The following is an 18,307-nucleotide window of genomic DNA, read 5'->3' as shown; positions in this document are numbered from 1 at the left end:
GATATAGTCGCTGTCGTGACTGACCAGGACCATGTCGCCCGGATCCAGGCGGAGTGGCGGATCGAGCGGCCGGACGTCGACACCAGCCCACAGGCGGTGATCGGCCGGCTGCACCGGATCGGTGCGCACCTGACCGGTGAGCTGACGCTGCTCTACTCGCGGTTCGGCCTCACCGAGGGCGAGTTCGACGTGCTGGCGGCGCTGCGCCGCGCCGGAGCGCCGTACGAGCGAGCGCCAGGAGAGATCGCCGTACACACGATGGTGACGACCGGCGCGGTCAGCAAACGCGTGGACCGGCTGGAATCGGCCGGACTGGTCGTGCGGCACCGCAGTGCCGCCGACGGGCGCGGGCGAGTGGTCCGGCTGACCGCTGCGGGCCGCCGATTGATCGACCGTGCGTTCGCTGCGCACATGGACAACGAAAAGCGCCTGCTCGGCGTTTTACGGCCCGATGAGGCCGCTCGGCTGGAGGAGATCCTGGCCACGTGGCTGGCCCGGATCGAGGGCACGGCACAATAGGCGTGCCGGCGGTCTCCTGAAATCTTGACCGTGGCATGACATTGCGTCACGGCATTCCGGTCCGGTAAGGGCCTCGGCACCCGGTAACCTCCTGGGTGGCGCACACGCAGCAAACCAGGAAGGTCAGCACCACACATGGGTTCCACTGTTACTCCCGGGCGCAGGTCGATGCGCGCTCGTGTGCTCGCGATGCTTCCGGGCCCGGCACGCAGGTTCCTCGGGCGGGGGAAGCGTGCCGTGACCGAAGGTGGCAAGACACTGGCCGCGAACGTCGACCGCAAGCGCCGGGAGGCAGCCCTGCCGTCGATTCCCGAGCCACCGAAGTCGGAGGTCCGGTTGTTCGTCGGCCCGGCCAACTTCGCCGGCCAGGGCACCACCTGGGCCCGGGCGGCCGAGGCGCACCTGCCGGGGGTCAAGGCGACCAACATGCAGTACGCCGGTGGTGCGTACCGGTTCCCGGCCGACATCGAGGTGGAGCGCGAGCTGCTCGACGACCGCGTCTGGCAGGACCGTCAGGTCGAGTACCTGACCGGAGGCAACTACACCCACGTGCTGATCGAGGCCGGTCGCCCGGTCTTCGGGACCCGCTTCGCCCGCAACGCCGTCGGCGACGTGAAGACGCTCAAGGAGGCCGGAGTCAACGTCGGCCTGGTCGCCCACGGTTCTGACGTCCGCCTGCCGAGCAGGCACGCCGAGACGCACCAGTGGTCGCCGTTCCTGGAGCGGGACGACTTCTTCGTCCGGCTGGAGGCTCAGGCCAAGCGTGAGGGCCTGCTGTTCAACACCTTCGACGGTCCGACCTTCGTGTCCACTCCGGATCTGCTGGTCGACGTACCGGGTGCGCAGTGGCTGCCGGTCGTCATCGAGCCGGACCGCTGGGCCAACGACGAGCCGGTGCTCGAGCGGGAGCGTCCGATCGTCCTGCACGCACCGACCAACCCGCGCTTCAAGGGCACCGAGTACGTCGAGGCGGCCATGCAGCCGCTGCACGACAAGGGCCTGATCGAGTACCGCCGGCTGACCGACATCCCGAGCGAGGAGATGCCGGCCGCGATGGCCGGTGCCGACATCGTGCTCGAGCAGTTCGTGCTCGGCCCGTACAGCGTGACCGCGTGCGAGGCGATGGCCGCCGGCCGCGTGGTCGTGGTGAACGTCGACGAGGACGTCCGCAAGCACGTCAGCTCGGTGACCGGCCGCGACCTGCCGATCGTGCACGCCGACCCGACCACCATCGGCGAGGTCGTCGAACAGATCGTGGCCGACCGGGAGGCCGCCCGTGCGGTCGCCGCCCGCGGCCCGGAGTACGTGCGTGCGGTGCACGACGGAACCATGTCCAGCGCAGTCCTCGGGACCTGGCTCACGCCGGGCGCGAGCTGACCACAGAAAGCCATCATGACTGACCTGCAGGAGTTCGCCGGCGTGGACATCGCTGTGATCGTGCCGTGCTACAACGAGGCCGTCGCCGTCACCAAGGTGGTGACCGAGCTGCGCGCCGCGCTGCCGACCGCCAGCATCTATGTGTACGACAACAACTCGACCGACGACACCGCGGAGCTGGCCCGCGCGGCCGGTGCGATCGTCCGGCACGAGTCCCGCAAGGGCAAGGGCAACGTGGTCCGCCGCGCCTTCTCCGACGTCGACGCCGATGTCTACGTGCTGATCGACGGCGACGACACGTACGACGCCGCGCGCGCCGGCGATCTGGTCCGGGTGCTGCTGCAGGGGCCGTACGACCACGTCGTCGGCGTCCGCAAGCACACGAACGAGGAGGCGTACCGGCCGGGCCACACCCTGGGCAACCGGGTGCTCACCGGCACGGTCGGCGCGCTGTTCGGCCGCCAGATCACCGACATGCTCAGCGGCTACCGGGTCTTCTCCCGGCGGTACGTGAAGTCGTTCCCGGCGCTGGCGCAGGAGTTCGAGATCGAGACCGAGCTGACCATCCACTCGCTGCACCTGCGGGTCCCGGTGGCCGAGCTCGCGATCGGCTACAAGGAGCGTCCGACCGGTGGTGAGAGCAAGCTGCGCACCTACCGCGACGGCATGCGCATCCTGCGCTGGATCCTCAGCGTCACCCGGCTCGAGCGGCCGACGCTGTTCCACGGCATCCTGGCCTCGGTCTTCGGCGTCGTCTCGCTGATCCTCGGCGTACCGGTCATCGTCGAGTACGTCGACACCGGTCTGGTGCCGCGGTTCCCGACCGCGATCCTGGCCTCGACGATGGGGATCGTCGCGATCCTGGTGCTGGCCGTCGGCTACGTGCTCGACGCCATCACCCGCGGCCGGCAGGAGGCGGCCCGGCTGGCCTACCTCCGGCTGCCGGCTCCGCAGACGATCGAGGCCGCTGCCGGCGAGCTCCCTGTGCCCGTGGTGCCGGAGGCCGCGGAGTCACCCCAGGTCGTCTGAGCTCTCCAACTCTTCGCCCTCCGTCGCGCTCGCGGCGGGGGGCGTTGTGCGTAGTGCATCGAGCTGCTTCCGTAGTGCGTCGCGTTCGGCTGTTACAGCTTCGAGCGCGAGTTCCTGAGTACGGCGTACCAGTCCTTCGACAACGTGCTCGTCGACCAGCCGCAACAGCGCCCGTCCCTCCAGCGGCCCCGGTGAGCGCGAGCGGTCGAGATAGGCGTGGATCTCGCCAACCTCGTCGTCGACGCGTCGGCAGATGACAGCCACGCCCCACTCGGTGTCGGCGAGCGGATGCGCTTCGGTGGCCTGCAGCCCGGCTGCCACCAGCGCCTGGATCACCGGACCAAGCGGCAGCTCATGCGGCTGCCACGGCAGCAGCAACAGCACGACCTCACCCGGTACGGCGTCCGCCAGCACCGCAGACAGGTCACCAGCCGCGGCGGGGGAGCCGGGCACAGTCACTGCGGTCATCATGTCGTCAGCCGGCGGAGTGGGCACTACGTCCGCCGCCTTCATCAGCGGCGGCCACTCGTGCTCGGAGCCGGTGCGGTCGATGACCGTCCCGCCTTCCGGCAGCCAGGAGCGGACGAGTTCGTTGAGCTGCATTCAGAACACCCTTTGCAGGACGAGGAAACCGGTCGGGGCGCCACGGAAGCCGTAGGGGACGAAGCGGTCCAACTGGAACCCGGCTGGCTCCAGCAGGCTCTGGTACCGGTGCAGTGCGCGCGTCCGCTGGTAGAACGACCAGGTGCGGTCCACGTCGGACTTGTGGTCCACGACGAGCAGCAGACCGCCCAGTCGGACCAGTGAAGCCAGGTTGAGCACGGAGGCCTCCCACAGCGCGTCATCCATGATGTGGAAGAGCACATCGATGCTGTAGACCACGTCGTACAGGTACGGCGGTTGCCAGTCGGCCAGCGCGGACAGGTGGAAGGTGCTGTGGCCGGTCGCGTCGGCACGGCACAGCTCGATCGCGTGCTCGCTGACGTCGATCCCGTCGATCGCATGCCCGAACCGCGCCATCGAGTGCGCGAACCAGCCCTTGCCGCAGCCGGCGTCGAGGATGCGCAGTGGAGCCGCGTACTCGGTGCGGTCGCCGATGATGTCGAGCAGCCGGCCGAGCCGCACCGCGTAGAAGATCTCGTTGCTGAACTCGTCGTACCCGGCGTCGCCGCCCGAGCGCAGTGCGCCGAGCCGCCGGTGCCGACGATCCCAGTGCTCGATCGTCTCGTTCGCTCCGAGTTGATCCACGAATTTCACCCTACCCACGGACCCCCAGAACAACCTGACCCTCTGTTACGCTCCTGCTACTGGCCGCCTGCCCCGAGCCATGAGTACGACGATCATGGGGGAGCCTTTGCGAACGTGGCGAGCCCGGCGCTGGCGCGGTGGTGAGATGCGGGCCGTGCCGGCTGCCGCTCTGGCGGCAGCAGCGACCTTTGTCGCGTCGGGGATCATCCGCGGCACCTACCCGTTCGGGGCGCTGCCGCGGAACACCAATGACCTCGGGCAGCAGTTCGTCCCGATGCACGCCTATCTGCGCGACCTGCTCACCGGACAGGCGCCGGGCGACTTCATGCTGAACTGGTCGAGCGGGTACGGCGTCCCGTTCATCGGCGACTTCATGGGCTACCTCGGGACCAGCCTGTCCTGGATGGTGCTGTTGTTCCCGCGGGACCGCATCGACCTGGCCATGTACGTGATCGCGACAGCCGCGATCGGAGCCGCTGCCGCCGCCATGACGGCGTACCTGCGCTTGCTGCGACCAGCCGGGCCGGTGTGGCTGGCTGCGCTCGCTGGAGTGTCGTACGCGACCTGTGGCTGGGCGATTGATGATGCGGCGTACATGACCGAGTGGCTGAACGGTCTGATCGCCTTTCCGGTGATCTGCCTGCTGTGTGAGTGGATCTGGCGCAAGCGCTCTCTGACCGGGCTGGTGGTCACACCGTTCGTCGTCGCGCTGCTGTGGATGTCGCACTTCTACACGGTCTACATGGCGACGCTGGGCGCGGCCATCGTCGTACTGGCGCGGGTGCTGTCCGACACCGAAGGTGGGAGCTTCGGCCGCCGGGTCGAAGGTGGGTTCCGCTGCCTGGTGGGTGTCGCGGTGGGGATCGCACTGGCGGCTCCGCTGCTGCTGCCGACGTACTGGCTGGTGCAGACGGCCACACCGAGTCCTGATGAGGTCTTCACTCCGCTGGGTTGGCGAGAGTTCCTCTCGCGGCTACTGCCAGGCTCTGAAGGCGTCGGTACGTCGCCTGGGCTGGCTGTCGGCACGGTCATGCTCCTGCTCGCGCTGAGCTTCCCGTTCAACCGTGCGGTGTCGCGGTGGGAGCGGTTCGTCTGGACGCTGTTCGTAGTGCTGACAGTCGTGACGCTGCAGTTGCCGTACCCACACGAGGTGTGGCACGGGTTCGACGCTCCGAACGGCAGTCCGTACCGGCAGGCGTTCGTGGTGGCCGGGATGCTGGTCGTGGTCGGCTGGATGTCCGTGGCGTCCGGTGTCCGCAACTTCCTCTCAGTGGTTGTGCCGCTGGTGCTGGTCGGTGCGCTGTTCACCAACGTGTCCGACCTGCCGACCATCACGCCGACCACGCGGGACGTCGTACCGGTGGTTGCTGGTGTTGCTGTACTGGCGTTTCTGCTGACGCGGTGGCGTCCAGGGACACTGCTCTGGGTACGGCGGATCGCGGTCGGCCTCCTGATCGGTGCGGTGCTGGTGGAGACCACGTTGTCGTCAGTGGCGATCGACGAGGCCCGGTCGAAGTTCATGCACGACTACGAGCCATGGGGTGCGAAGCAGGAGTCGATCCGCGCACTGGTGGAGTCGGCTGACGACTGGCCGCAGCAGCGCGTGTCTGCGAGTCAGTACACGACGGTCAACGATCCAATGCTGATCGGTGGTCAGGGTGCGGAGTACTACACCAGCACGATCCAGCGGTCCTTGTCCGATTCACTGGTCAGCCTGGGCTTCGGGTACAGCTCGTACGGCCGGGCTCCGATCGATCCGAAGAACCCAGTGATCGACTCGGTCTTCGCAGTAGGCGCCCGGGTGCAGGAAGGACGGCGAGGGACGTTCGCACTGACCAAGCGGCCGGTGAGTCCGCTGGTGACGCTACGGCCGGCGAAGCCGTGGGTGTCGACGGATCCGGGAGCGTTCGGCGTACAGGAGACCGCACTGGGTGCTGACGTCTACACGGTCCCGAAGGTGGGCGTCTGGGCGTCCAAAGGCGCTACGGCCGCTCAGCGGGACTGGGGGATCGGCATGCGCCCACTGCGAAATTCCGACGACCCTGTTGAGCTCAAACTGACCGCCTCCTGCAAACCGGGCTCCGGCGTCTACCTGCGCGGACCGGAGTTCGTCGGCGACGTGATGATCAGCGGTGACGGCTGGAGGCAGGTGCTGAAGCCGGAGGCGAAACGCCCTGGTACCTACACCGGCGCTCCGATGCTGTGGGTCGGCAGGGCGCGCCCGAACGGCGTTGCCGACGTGCGGATCCGGGTGTCGGCGCCAACCCGGCTGCCGATCGGTGCGATCGGCTGTCTGGACCCAGACCGGCTGAAGGCAGCGGTCACCGACCTGCAGAACAGTAAGCCGGCCGAGGTCGAGGTGGGCGGCCATGACGTCGTAGCGCGATTCAAAGCAGGCCAGGCCCGCACTATGGTCCTGGGCGTCGTCAGTACGCCGGGCTGGAGCTGCTCCGTCGACGGCAAGGCCGCCAAGCCACCAGAGTCGCTCTCCGGACTGATCGCCGTACCGGTAGGGCCGAAGGCGCGCAAGGTGTCGTGCAGCTACGTACCGCGCGGTCTGGAGGCCGGACTGGTCCTGGCGGTCGGCGCACTGGCCGTCCTGTGCGCACTGGCCGGAATCCTGATGGTCAGCGAACGGCGTCGACCAGGTTTCTGAGCCACTTGCAGGCGGATTGCAAGGTGCTGGGCGGACTGTGGTCGCATGACTGCAGTCCGTGTGGCGCAGCGGTTCGGGTGCCGAGTGCTCGGCCCGCTGGAACTCGAGGTGGACGGCACACCTGTGCCGCTCAAGGGCGTGCATGTACGGCGTCTCGTGGCTGGGCTCCTGGCCACCGGTAACTGTCCCGTACTGGACGAGGAGCTGGCCTGTCTGGAGCTCGGCAGGCGTTGAGCGCCGCTATGGTGGCCCTGTGCTGGAGTGCCGGGTTCTGGGGCCCGTCCGAGTGCTGGTCGACGGGGCGGTGGTCGAGGTCGGGGGAGCGCTGCCCCGGCGCTTGCTCGCGGCCCTTGCCTTGGCGGACGGCAAACCGGTCTCTGACGACCGGTTGGCGCAGGCCATGTGGGACGACCAGCCTCCGGCCAAGGCGGCTACCGCTATGCAGGCCTACGTGTCCAGACTGCGTTCCGCGTTTGGAACGGCGTACCGCGATCGGCTGGGTCGCACGCCGGCCGGCTACTTCCTGCACGCGGACGAGCTCGACGTACGGCGTTGTGCGGAGTTGATCGAGGCGGCGCGAGGCCAACTGGCCGGGGACCGCCCGGAGCAGGCACGGATCCGGCTGACCGAGGCGCTGGACCTGTGGCGGGGTGAACCGTACGCCGAGCTGCCTGATGAACTCGTCGCGGCAGAGCGAGGACGACTGACGGAGCTTCGTGAGGTGGCGCTGGAGGATCTGGCGGCAGCCCGGTTGGGTACCGGTGATGCGGCCGAGGCAGTAGTGCAGCTGGAGCGGCTCGTCCGCGAGCACCCGCTACGCGAGCGTCGCTGGGCCTTGCTGGTGCTCGGCCTCTACCGGTGTGACCGGCAGGGTGATGCGCTCGCGACACTACGGAACGTCCGTGAGCTACTGGCCGACCAGCTCGGAGTCGACCCCGGACCTGAGCTGCAGGAGCTGGAACGGCAGGTGCTTGCTCACGACCCACGGCTGCGGCTGGCCGCGCCGATGCGGGTTGTGCGGCCGCTACCGATCAGGCGGCCGCTGACAACGTTCCTCGGCCGGTCCGCGGAGCTGGCTGTCCTGGCGTCGCGGCTGGATCGGCATCGGCTGGTGAACCTTGTCGGCCCGGCCGGTGTGGGGAAGACACGGCTGATGGTCGAGTACCTAGCCACTTTGGGCCCGGCTGCTGAGCCATGGGTTGCACGGTTGGCCGACGTACCGGATGGGTCTGGTGTTGCTGCTGCGGTGGCGGATGCGGTCGGTGTGGTCGTCAGCGGTGATCCGGTGACGGCCATCGTGGAGGGGATCGGGCCGGCGTCGGCATTGCTGGTGCTGGACAACTGCGAGCACGTGGTCGCTGCCGCGGCTGAACTGGTCGACCGGTTGACTCAGAGCTGTCCAGCGCTGCGAATCCTCGCCACGAGCCGAGAGCCGCTCGGAGTCGACGGTGAGATCACTGTGGCTGTTCAGCCCTTGCCGTGGACACCCGCGGTGGAGCTGTTGGTGGACCGCGTGCGGGCCATGCGACCTGGTTGGGAGCCGAGTCCTGGTGAGCTGGTGGCGGCTCGGCGGATCGCTACTGCGCTGGATGGTCTCCCGCTCGCCATCGAGCTGGCGGCCGCGCGCGCCCGGGTCCTTGGACTGGGAGAGATCGCCGACCGGCTCGACGACCGGTTCGCCCTGCTCGGACCGGTACCGCGTGGGTCACTCGCGTGGCACGCGACGCTGGAGGCTGCGATCGGCTGGAGTGTCGACCTGCTCGATCCGGCCGACCGTGAGCTGCTGCTGAAGCTCTGGGCGTTCGAAGGCGGCTTCACGCTGGAGGTGGCCGAGACGATCTGGCCTGGTCGTCGGCCAGCCGTGCTGGAGTCCCTGTCCGCACTCGTGACCCGCTCGGTCGTCGTGGCCGACACCAGTACCGAGCCGACCCGATACCGGCTGCTGGAGAGCATCCGAGCCTACTGCCGTGTCATCGACCCGGATCCGGCTGAAACACGTGCTGCGCAGGCGCGGTGGGTGCGGCTGCTCGCATCGCGCTGCTCGGACTCCATGCGCGGCTCACAGGCGGGCGCCTTCGTGCGGATGATGAGTGCGGAACTGCCGAACCTGCGGGCCGGCTTCGCCCACGACCTCGCCCATGACCCCGAGCAGGCGCTGCTGACTGCACTCTCGCTGGGCGTCTACCTCTACCGAGGCGTGCACCACGGTGAGGCGATCCGGATGCTGCGGACCGCACTCGAGGCGGCATCGGACGCGTCTGCGTTCGACCGGGTGCGGGCGCTGAACGTGCTGACCGCACTGACGTACTTCTCCGGCGACCAAGCCGGTACGGCACACCTTGTCGAGGTCGTGCATGAGCTGATCCCGCAGATCGCGGCCGACGTCCCAGCACGCGACTATGTCGAGGCGCTGTTCTTCCTGGCGATCGGAGCCGCGCTGACGGCACCGCCGGAGGTCGCTGAGCAGGTGACCGGGCAGATGATCGAGTACTGCGAGCGCGTCGGCGTACTCGAGATGGTTCCGGCGGCGATGTCGGTCCGGACGGTCTCGCTGCTGCGGCGGACGACGGACCGTGGGGAGATGCTTCAGTACGTCGACGCACTGCGAGAGCACAGCAGGGGATGGAACAAGGGCTGGGCCAGCCAGGTCATCGGCGAGCTCTACCTGCGGCACCCTGAGCTGAGCCCGGATTCGGCCGAGCAGGCACTGGCGGCCCTGCGAACCGCGCTGGCCCGGTTCCTGTGGCTCGAGGACTACCCGTACGCGCTGAACACCTTGCGGATCGGCGCACTCGCCCTGCTGCGCGTCGGACGACCGGTAGAGCAGGCCACGCAACTGTTGTCCGCGGTCCAAGTGCATGCGGATCGGTTAGGGCTGCAGACGCCCGGTCTCTACCTCGTGGGCGAGCGCTGGGTGGAGGAGGAGCTGGCTGCCGCCGGACCGTTGGTCCGGGACGAGACCGTCTCGTGGAACGCGATGGTCGCGATGCTCACCGACGCCTGAGCACTTGGCCGGTTCGGTTGCTGCAAGTGGACTGCAAGGCGCTACAGCCACAGTGAGTGCCATGGACTTCGTCACTGGGACCGGCGGTCGCCGGCTGGACTATGTACGGCGCGGGCGGGGTGCGCCGCTGCTGCTGATTCAGGGGATGGCAGCACATCACGAGATGTGGGGAGACGAACTGCTCTCCGCACTGGAGGACAGGTTCGACATCGTCGCGTACGACCATCGGGGGATCGGACGGGGCGATCGGGCCGAGGAGCCGTTCACGGTCGCGGAGCTGGCCGATGACGCGGCAGCGGTGATCGCATCGCTGGGGTGGTCCGACGCGCACGTCTTCGGGATCTCGCTGGGTGGAATGGTCACCCAGGAGCTGGCTCTGCGGCACCCGGCCGTCGTCCGGTCGATCGCCTTGGGCAGCACCTGGGCGGGCGGACTCGGCGGCGTGATCTCGGAGACGTCGCGCCGGATGGTCGAGGCGATCGCCACCCGCGATGTCGAGCACGGGCTCCGCACCGGCTTCGAGGCCAACCTGTCCGCCCGGTACGCCGCTGAGGTACCCGGGGCAAGCGAGATCTATCGCCGGAGAGCGCTCTCGGTGAAGGTCCCGGTGCCGGTCGTGCTGATGCAATGGGCGGCTGCCCAGGCCCACGACACCACGGCACGGCTCGGAGCGGTCGCCGTACCGGCTCTGATCCTGCACGGTACGGCGGACGCCGGGATCCCGGCAGAGAACGCTCTCCGGCTCTCCGAGTTGTTGCCCGCGGCACGGCTGGAGCTGTTCCAAGGTGCCGGTCACCTGTTCTGGTGGGAGGACCCGGAGCGCACCGCGGCGCTGCTGATCGACCAATCCACCGGTTGAGTGGCGGCGAACCTATTCCGGTCCAGCCGGCGTCCTTCGGCGTGGGGGTGGTGTTGCGCCGAACGATGGGTGGGTAACCTGCCCTGGTCGTTGGCTGATCGGATAGGAGATGATGCCCACCGTGAGCGAACCAGGAAGCCGGCCCACGCACGACCGGCTGTCGCCGTCGGAGGCTGATCCGGCCGTCGCTGGGCTGACGGTCGGGCTCGGTGGCCGGTCCGGCCGGTTCGCCCGGCTCAGCTCGTCCTGGTGGACGCCACTGCGGATAGCGCTCGCCGTGTGCACGATCACCTTCGGTCTCGGCGTACTGCAGAAGGCGCCGTGTATGGACGCCGGCTGGGACCGGCAGAGCTGGCGGCCGTTCAAGGCGCTGTGCTACTCCGATGTCGGTTTCCTCTACCAGGAGCGCGGATTTGCCGAGGGCAACCGCCCGTTCCTGGACACCGGCGACTACCCGGTGCTCGAGTACCCGGTGCTCACCGGTGCGTTCATGGAGGTGGCGGCGCAGCTGACCTGGCTGGTCACCGGTGACCCGAAGAAGGACCTCACCGACGCGCAGAAACGCAGTACCGCCGGTGTCTTCTTCGTCGTGAACATCATCCTGCTGTTCCTGTGTGCGTTGCTCACGGTCGGTCTGACGGTGGCCACGGCACGTGGTGTGTCCCGCCGCCCTGGCGCGGCCCGTGGGCAGCCGATGGACGCCCTGTACGTCGCTGCCGCACCGGTGCTCGCGGTGACGTCGACGATCAACTGGGACCTGTTCGCGGTCGCACTCACCGCCGGCGCGATGTTTGCCTGGTCGCGCGGTAAACCGATCTGGTTCGGCGTACTGATCGGGCTGGGCACGGCAGCGAAGTTCTATCCGTTCCTGCTGCTCGGACCGCTGCTGATCGTCTGCCTGCGTGGTCGCAAGATGTGGCCGTTCGTCCAGGCAGTGGTGGGCGCGGTGGTCGCCTGGGCGCTGGTGAACGCACCGATCTACCTGCTCGCGAAGAACGAGTGGCTGTCGTTCTGGACGTTCAACGACGAGCGGGAGAGCGACTACGGCTCGATCTGGTACGTGCTCAAGCTGGCCAAGCACGAGGTCACCGACGTCAACCAGCTGAACATCGTGATCTTCGCGGGGCTCTGCCTCTCGATCGCGATCCTCGGGCTGATGGCGCCGCGACCACCACGCTTCGCCCAACTCGCGTTCCTGGTGGTCGCGGCGTTCCTGCTGATCAACAAGGTCTACTCACCGCAGTACGTGCTCTGGCTGCTGCCACTGGTCGCCCTGGCCCGCCCGCGGTTGCGTGACTGGCTCATCTGGCAGGCCTGCGAAATGTTCTACTGGATGCTCGTCTGGATGCATCTGGCCCAATTCCTGCAACCCGGCAACCCGGACGTTCCCGACCGCATCTACTGGCTGTCCGTCCTGCTGCGGATGGGCGGGACGCTCTGGCTGATGCTGGTGGTCGCCCGCGACATCCTGCTGCCCGAGAAGGACCCGGTCCGCCAAGGTGACGTCGTCGACGACCCGAGCGACGGCGTGCTGTCCAAGGCGCCCCGTCAGTTGGCACCGGCCTGATCCTGGAGCTGCCCGCCCTCGACATCGATGGCGGGCAGCACCCGGTCGAGCCGGCGGGGGAGCCACCAGGCCGAGCGGCCGAGCAGCGCCATCACGGCGGGGACGATGGTCAGCCGGACCACGAACGCATCGATGGCGACCGCGACGGCGAGACCGAAGCCGAGCTCGCGGAACATCATCTCGCCGGAGAGCAGAAATCCGGAGAACACGGCGATCATGATCACGGCCGCGGCGGTGACGACCCGCGCCGACTGGCTGAAGCCCTGGACCACCGCACCGAGCGGCGTCGCGCCGAGCCCACGGGCCTCGCGCATTCGGGTGACGAGGAAGATCTGGTAGTCCATCGCCAGGCCGAAGACGACCCCGATCAGGAAGATCGGCAGCATGCTGAGGATCGGCCCGGTCTGACCCTCGACGCCGAAGAGACCGGCCAGCCAACCCCACTGGAAGATCGCGACCAGGGTGCCGAAGGTCGCGGCGATAGTGAGCAGGAAGCCCAGCGTTGCCTTCAGCGGAATCACCACCGACCGGAAGACCAGCATCAGCAAGAGGAACGCGAGCCCGACGACCAGCAGCAGGTACGGCGTGAGCGCGGACCCGAGCTTGGCCGACACATCGAGCGTGACTGCCGTTGCCCCGGTCACGGAGACGCCAACCGTCTGGGGGAGGTCGCGGATCGAGCGGACCAACTCGCGGGTCTCCGGGGCGCTCGGTCCGGCAGCCGGAATGACCGTCATCAGGGCGGTATCGCCCGCCGGGTTCAGGACCGGCGTACCGACTGCCTTCACCTGGGGCAGGCCTCGGATGGCCGACGCGGTGCCGTCAGCAGCGGCCTTGGCATCCGCCGCATCGACGACCACGAGGAGTGGGCCGTTGAAGCCTGGTCCGAAACCGGCAGTCAGTAGGTCGTAGGCCGCGCGCTGGCTCGTGCCGGGCTTGGCGGTGCTGTCGTTCGTGAGCCCCAACTGGAGGTCCAGGGCCGGAATCGCCAACGCGCCCAGGCCGATGCAGGCAGCCAGCAGCACCGCGATCGGTCGTCGGGTGACGAAGTCCACCCATCGGCGCCCAATCGTTCTCGCGGCCGGAGCGGCCGGAGCGGCCGGAGCGGCCGGAGCGGCCGGAGCGGCCGGAGCGGACGCCGGGCGGATCCGCGGACCCGCGATCGCGAGCATGGCGGGGAGGAAGGTCAGCGCGATCGCTACGGCCACCACGACGGTGAAGGCGGCCGCGAGACCCATCTGGGTGAGGAAGGGGATGCCGACCATCGACAGGGCGGCGAGTGCGATCACCACGGTCAGGCCGGCGAAGACCACCGCCGATCCCGCCGTACCGGTCGCGCGGCCGACGGCCTCCTCCGGCTCCAGGCCGTCGTACAGCTCCTGCCGGTAGCGGGAGACGATGAACAACGCGTAGTCGATCGAGACCGCCAGGCCGAGCATCAACGCGAGCACCGAGGTTGTCGAGGCCACGTCGAAGAAGCCGGACGCCGTGCCGATCGCGGTCACGCCGATGCCGACGCCGATGATGGCCGACAGCAACGGCAGGCCCGCGGCGACGACCGAGCCGAAGGTCAGGACGAGGACCACCGCGGCGACCGCGAACCCGATGACCTCGGTCAGGTGTGGGGCCTCGGTCTCCGTCATCGCGTCGCCGCCGTACTCGACTGTCAGGCCGCCCGCGCGGGCTGGTTCGATCGCAGTCTTGATGGCGCCCCGGACCTGCGGGGTGACCTCCTTGGCGGGGACTTTGAAGCCGACTTGGCTGTAGGCGATCGTTCCGTCGGCCGAGATTCCGTGGGCCGCGAACGGGTTGGACGCCGTACTGACTTGTGGTGCCGTTGAGAGGCGTTGGACGGTCGCCGACACCAAGGAACGGCTGGCCGGGTCACTGAGCTTGCCGCCATCCCTTGCCTGGAAGACGATCCGGGCGGTCGCGCTGTTCGCGGCCAGCTGTGAAAACCGCTCGTGCAGCAGGTCACCGGCCCGTTGTGATTCGGTGCCGGGGATCGAGAAGGCGGCCGGGGTCAGGGAGGAGAGCGTGGCCGTGCCGACGATGCCTGCTGCGAGCAGCCCGAGCCAGACGAGGACGACCAGACGGGGGCGGCGGAAGGCGAACCGGCCGAGCCGGTAGAGAGAGGTAGCCATGCGGTCGATGCTTCAGCCGCGCACGGGTGCTCCGCGTCGTCCAGCGGCAGGCTGTTGTGGCTGCTGCAGCGACGGTACGTCGTACTGCGGCTGTAGTACTTGTCAGCGGGCGCGCACCAGGCCGGTCTGGTAGGCGATCACCACGAGCTGCGCTCGGTCGCGAGCCTCCAGCTTGGTCATCGCCCGGTTCACGTGCGTCTTGACCGTCAGGGGCGACAGGACGAGCCGGTCGGCGATCTCGTCGTTGGACAGCCCTAGAGCGACCAGACCGACGATCTCGCGCTCTCTCGTCGTGAGCACGTCCAGCCGGGAGCCAGTGGCCTCGCCGACCGTCGGCTCTGCCAGGAAGCGGTTCATGAGGCCACGGACTGCCTTGGGCGACAGGAGGGCGTCTCCTTGAGCTACCAGCCGGATTCCATTGATCAACTCGGCCGGTTCGACGCTCTTGCCGAGGAAGCCGCTCGCGCCCGCACGAATCGCCTCGAAAACGTACTCGTCCACCTCGAACGTGGTCAGGATCAGCACCTTCACCCCGGACAGCGACTCGTCTGCCGCGATCTCCCGGGTAGCGGCCAGCCCGTCGAGCTCCGGCATCCGGATGTCCATCAGCACTACGTCGGCGCGCTCGCTTCGGGCCAGTGCGACCGCCTCTCGGCCATTGGCCGCCTCAGCCACCACCTCGAGCCCGGGCGCTGCGTTCACCAACACTCGGAACCCGCTCCGGATCAGTGTCTGGTCGTCGGCCAGCAGCACCCGAATCGTCACTGACAGCTCCGTTCTCCAAGGGGATGACCGCATGCACCCGGAAACCGCCGTCGGCTCCCGGACCTGTCGACAGCTCACCTCCCACCGCAGACACCCGCTCCCGCATACCCAGCAGACCATGTCCGGCACCGCTGCTCCGGTACGGCGTGCTGCAGCGACCGCCGTCGTCGGTGACCTCGATCAGCAGCGACCCGGCGCGCTGCTCGCACCGGACGTGCACCACGGCACCAGGTGCGTGCTTCACGACGTTCGTCAACGACTCCTGCAGGATCCGGTACGCCGTCAGTCCGATCAGCTCGGGGAGGTCGGTGATGGCCAACCGCCGTACGACGTCGAGTCCTGCTGTGGTGAAGGAGGCGATCAACGACTCCAGATCGTCGGGGCCGGGAGCCGGTGCGGTCGGCATCGACGTACCGGGTGTTCGCAGCACGCCCAGCAGCACGGTCAGCTCCTGCAGCACCGTGCGGCCGTTCTGCCGGACCAGGGCGAGTGCATCGTCCGCCTCGTCCGGCTGCTCACGCAGTAGCTGGGAGGCGACGCCGGCCTGGACGTTCATCAGGGCGATGTGGTGAGCGATCACGTCGTGCAGTTCGTGGGCGATGCGCAAACGCTCCTCCATGAGGCGCCGCTCGGCCTCCTCCTGGCGGAACTGCTCAGCTCTTTGGAGGCGCTGCTCCGATTCGGCCAGGTAGGCCTCGCGGTAGCGGACCGCCTCTCCGAGTACTGCGGCGAACAGGATCAGGATCGCGCTGAAGACGTTGGTGAACAGGTCACCTTCGGTGAAGGCGATCGACACTGCGATGGTGCCGATGGCTGCGGCACTGGTGACGATCGTGCGAGTGCGGGCCTCCTTGCGTGTCACCACGGTGTAGACGGCGACGGCCATGGTGAGCGCGATCGGGCTCTTGATCTGTTCGACGACGGTGAACGCGACTACGGCCAGAGTGGTCAGAGCCAGCACTGTGAAAGGCGCTGCGCGGCGGTAGAGCAGCGTGGCGCAGGCGAACACGCAGGCGGCGATGCCGGCCGTCAGGTCGAGCTGGTTGCTGTCACTGGCTTTGCCGACGAGGTGCAGGACGCTGAGCACCAGAATGGCCAGGGCGAGGAGGCAGTCGCCCGCGAAGGGGCGCTGCCTGATGTATGCACCCATAGGTCGACAGTACGGCGTCAGCTGGCGACGCCGCATCGTCTGCACGCGGTATGGAGTGCCTGCTACGAGCGCAGTAGGTCGAGCTTGGCCGCGTCGCTGCGTGGTCAGGTGAGGTGCTTGGTGAGGAAGCTGACGATGGTGCCCATGACCTGTTGTGAGGACCACTGACTGGCGGCGTTGGCGTCGCCGGTCAGGAAGGCCAGGTCGCCGTGGTTGGCGTCCTGGACGACGTAGCGGGTGGAGTCGACTCCGTCGGCCCGCAGTGAGTTGTGCAGGGCGAGGGTTTGGCTCGGCGACACGAGCTGATCGGCGCTGCCGTGCAGGAAGACGAACGAAGGGTCCGAGGCGTCGGCATAGGTGGCCGGGTTCGCCTTCGCAGTCACGGCGGGCTCGGCGGTGACGGACAGCTTGGTGCCGGGGCCGAAGATGACCTGGGCGAGCGAGTTGCCCGGGGTGTAGTTGGACTTCTGGGCCGCGGTGTCGAAGTCGGCGGCGACCTTCGCGATGTCGGCGGGGCCGAACTCGTCGACGACCGCCTGTACCTCGCTGCTCTGCCCAGGGTTGCCGGTGCCCTCGAACTGGGCGAGGCCGTTCGTGACGCCGGTCATCGCGGCGAGGTACCCGCCGGCGGACTGCCCCCAGACCGCGACCTTGGCCGGGTCGATGCCGTACTCGGCGGCATGCGCACGCAGGAAGCGGATGGCCGACTTCACATCGCCGACGATCTCCTGGTACGTCGCTCCGTTCCGGACCGTGCGGTATTCGATGCTCGCGACTGCGAAGCCCTGCTCGGCCACGTAGGTGCGCTGATCGAGGTTGCCGGATTTGTTCGCGCTGGAGAACCCGCCGCCGGTCAGGTAGATGACCAGCGGCCTCGCGCCGCCTGTCTGTGGTACCTGGAGATCGAGTTTGAGCGGTACTTGCTTCCCGCCTGAGACGGGCGAGTCGTAGACGATGTCGTTGGTGGTCTTCAGCGCTGTCTTGCCGCACTGGATCGCGGGGCCGCTGCCATCGATGACGGTGCTCGTGCTGGTGTCGCTCGGCGTGATGGTCTTGGCGAGCGGGAGGTTGGCTGCCGCACCCGCGGGTGGGTTCGCGCCAGCACCTCCTACCGTCGGTTGCGGACAGGACGCCGTACTGCTGTTTGATGTGTCGTCGCTCGAGGAGCAGGCGGTCAGGCTGCCTCCCGTCAGCGCCACAGTGGCGAGCATCGTGATGATCTTGCGTGGTCTCATGGCCGAACCTCCGAGATAAGTTGATACGATCTATCCGGTTACTACCGTAGCACTAACCGGATATGTTGTATCCGCTTGTCTGGATGAGGTGACGTGGAGACCGAAGGCGCTGCGCCACGGTTGCGCAAGGATGCCGAACTGAACCGCCGCCGGGTGGTCGCCGCCGCCCGCGAGGTGTTCCGGGACCGGGGGATCGGGGCGACGCTGAACGACGTGGCGCATCACGCCGGCGTCGGGGTCGGTACCGTCTACCGGCGTTTTCCGGACAAGGAGGCGCTGGTCGACGCGCTGTTCGACGACATGGTCGACACCGTCGAGGCGGCGACCCGGGCGGCACTGTCCGAGCCGGATGCCTGGCTCGGACTGGTGGCCGCGCTGGAGAAGACCTGCGAGGTCCAAGCCATGGATCGCGGACTACGTGAGGTCATGCTCGGTACCGGCCGGGGTCCGGAGCGGCAGGCGCAGATGCGCGAGCGAGTGGCGCCGCTGATCCATGAGTTGGTGACGCGGGCCAAGGATGCGGGAGTGTTGCGGCAGGACATCGCTCCGCCCGATTTCCCGACCATTCAACTGATGCTCGGCGCGGTCACGGACCACCTCGATCGGCCCGATCTCTGGCGCCGTTACCTGGCCCTCCTGCTCGACGGGATGCGGGCTCGCCCCGACCTCACGCCGCTGCCGGATGCCGCGCTGCCGCCGGGCGACTTCGATGACAGGCTCATCGCCGCCAGCAGGCGCCAGCCTGATCAGTAGG

15 protein-coding genes are annotated in these 18,307 nt (G+C 68.2%); 9 read left to right on the top strand and 6 right to left on the bottom strand.

Annotated elements, in window-relative coordinates; genetic code table 11:
• Positions 1–15: 15 nt before the first annotated feature.
• From ACFVWG_RS22800 to ACFVWG_RS22790, 3 genes are all read left to right on the top strand, one after another.
• On the top strand, positions 16–519 hold the full coding sequence (locus ACFVWG_RS22800) for a MarR family winged helix-turn-helix transcriptional regulator (RefSeq protein ID WP_391545371.1): 504 nt from the start codon (positions 16–18) through the stop codon (positions 517–519).
• A gap of 237 nt (positions 520–756) precedes the next feature.
• The gene (locus ACFVWG_RS22795) at positions 757–1,896 is read left to right on the top strand and encodes a hypothetical protein (RefSeq protein ID WP_391545370.1); all 1,140 of its coding nucleotides are present in this window, start codon (positions 757–759) and stop codon (positions 1,894–1,896) included.
• A gap of 15 nt (positions 1,897–1,911) precedes the next feature.
• Positions 1,912–2,925 (top strand): glycosyltransferase, encoded by a 1,014-nt coding sequence (locus ACFVWG_RS22790; protein WP_391545369.1) that lies wholly within the window; start codon positions 1,912–1,914, stop codon positions 2,923–2,925.
• Here ACFVWG_RS22790 and ACFVWG_RS22785 read toward each other — a convergent pair.
• Positions 2,908–3,528 carry a hypothetical protein gene (locus ACFVWG_RS22785; protein ID WP_391545368.1) on the bottom strand — a complete coding sequence of 207 codons (621 nt, stop codon included), beginning with the start codon at positions 3,526–3,528 and terminating at the stop codon, positions 2,908–2,910. The genes ACFVWG_RS22790 and ACFVWG_RS22785 overlap by 18 nt on opposite strands.
• The gene (locus ACFVWG_RS22780) at positions 3,529–4,173 is read right to left on the bottom strand and encodes a class I SAM-dependent methyltransferase (protein WP_391545367.1); all 645 of its coding nucleotides are present in this window, start codon (positions 4,171–4,173) and stop codon (positions 3,529–3,531) included.
• 145 nt (positions 4,174–4,318) lie between these two features.
• On the opposite strand from ACFVWG_RS22780, the gene ACFVWG_RS22775 reads away from it, so the two are divergent.
• From ACFVWG_RS22775 to ACFVWG_RS22755, 5 genes are all read left to right on the top strand, one after another.
• The gene (locus tag ACFVWG_RS22775; RefSeq protein ID WP_391545366.1) at positions 4,319–6,829 is read left to right on the top strand and encodes a YfhO family protein; all 2,511 of its coding nucleotides are present in this window, start codon (positions 4,319–4,321) and stop codon (positions 6,827–6,829) included.
• Positions 6,830–6,874: 45 nt separating this feature from the next.
• Positions 6,875–7,063: a hypothetical protein gene (locus ACFVWG_RS22770; RefSeq protein ID WP_391545365.1), complete on the top strand. Its 189-nt coding sequence runs from the start codon at positions 6,875–6,877 to the stop codon at positions 7,061–7,063.
• Between the two features lie 19 nt (positions 7,064–7,082).
• On the top strand, positions 7,083–9,833 hold the full coding sequence (locus ACFVWG_RS22765) for an ATP-binding protein (RefSeq protein ID WP_391545364.1): 2,751 nt from the start codon (positions 7,083–7,085) through the stop codon (positions 9,831–9,833).
• Positions 9,834–9,894: 61 nt separating this feature from the next.
• Positions 9,895–10,692 carry an alpha/beta fold hydrolase gene (locus ACFVWG_RS22760; RefSeq protein WP_391545363.1) on the top strand — a complete coding sequence of 266 codons (798 nt, stop codon included), beginning with the start codon at positions 9,895–9,897 and terminating at the stop codon, positions 10,690–10,692.
• Positions 10,693–10,813: 121 nt separating this feature from the next.
• Positions 10,814–12,259 carry a glycosyltransferase family 87 protein gene (locus ACFVWG_RS22755; protein WP_391545362.1) on the top strand — a complete coding sequence of 482 codons (1,446 nt, stop codon included), beginning with the start codon at positions 10,814–10,816 and terminating at the stop codon, positions 12,257–12,259.
• Here ACFVWG_RS22755 and ACFVWG_RS22750 read toward each other — a convergent pair.
• The 4 genes from ACFVWG_RS22750 to ACFVWG_RS22735 all read right to left on the bottom strand — a co-directional run bounded on the left by ACFVWG_RS22750 (position 12,241) and on the right by ACFVWG_RS22735 (position 17,553).
• Complete coding sequence (locus ACFVWG_RS22750; protein ID WP_391545361.1) at positions 12,241–14,403, bottom strand: MMPL family transporter; 2,163 nt, start codon at positions 14,401–14,403, stop codon at positions 12,241–12,243. The genes ACFVWG_RS22755 and ACFVWG_RS22750 overlap by 19 nt on opposite strands.
• Positions 14,404–14,505: 102 nt before the next feature.
• Positions 14,506–15,168, bottom strand: a complete 663-nt coding sequence (locus tag ACFVWG_RS22745; protein WP_391545360.1) for a response regulator — start codon at positions 15,166–15,168, stop codon at positions 14,506–14,508.
• Positions 15,071–16,318 (bottom strand): sensor histidine kinase, encoded by a 1,248-nt coding sequence (locus tag ACFVWG_RS22740; RefSeq protein WP_391545359.1) that lies wholly within the window; start codon positions 16,316–16,318, stop codon positions 15,071–15,073. The genes ACFVWG_RS22745 and ACFVWG_RS22740 overlap by 98 nt, the downstream gene beginning before the upstream one ends.
• A 104-nt stretch (positions 16,319–16,422) precedes the next feature.
• The gene (locus ACFVWG_RS22735) at positions 16,423–17,553 is read right to left on the bottom strand and encodes a prolyl oligopeptidase family serine peptidase (RefSeq protein WP_391545358.1); all 1,131 of its coding nucleotides are present in this window, start codon (positions 17,551–17,553) and stop codon (positions 16,423–16,425) included.
• Between the two features lie 93 nt (positions 17,554–17,646).
• Here ACFVWG_RS22735 and ACFVWG_RS22730 point away from each other — a divergent pair, with 93 nt between their 5' ends.
• Complete coding sequence (locus tag ACFVWG_RS22730) at positions 17,647–18,306, top strand: TetR family transcriptional regulator (protein ID WP_391545357.1); 660 nt, start codon at positions 17,647–17,649, stop codon at positions 18,304–18,306.
• Position 18,307 lies beyond the last annotated feature (1 nt).

The organism is Kribbella sp. NPDC058245 (assembly GCF_042882005.1).
Lineage (GTDB): Bacteria > Actinomycetota > Actinomycetes > Propionibacteriales > Kribbellaceae > Kribbella.
The sequence above is the reverse complement of the archived record's forward strand: the minus strand, read 5'-3'. Positions and strand labels throughout refer to the sequence as shown.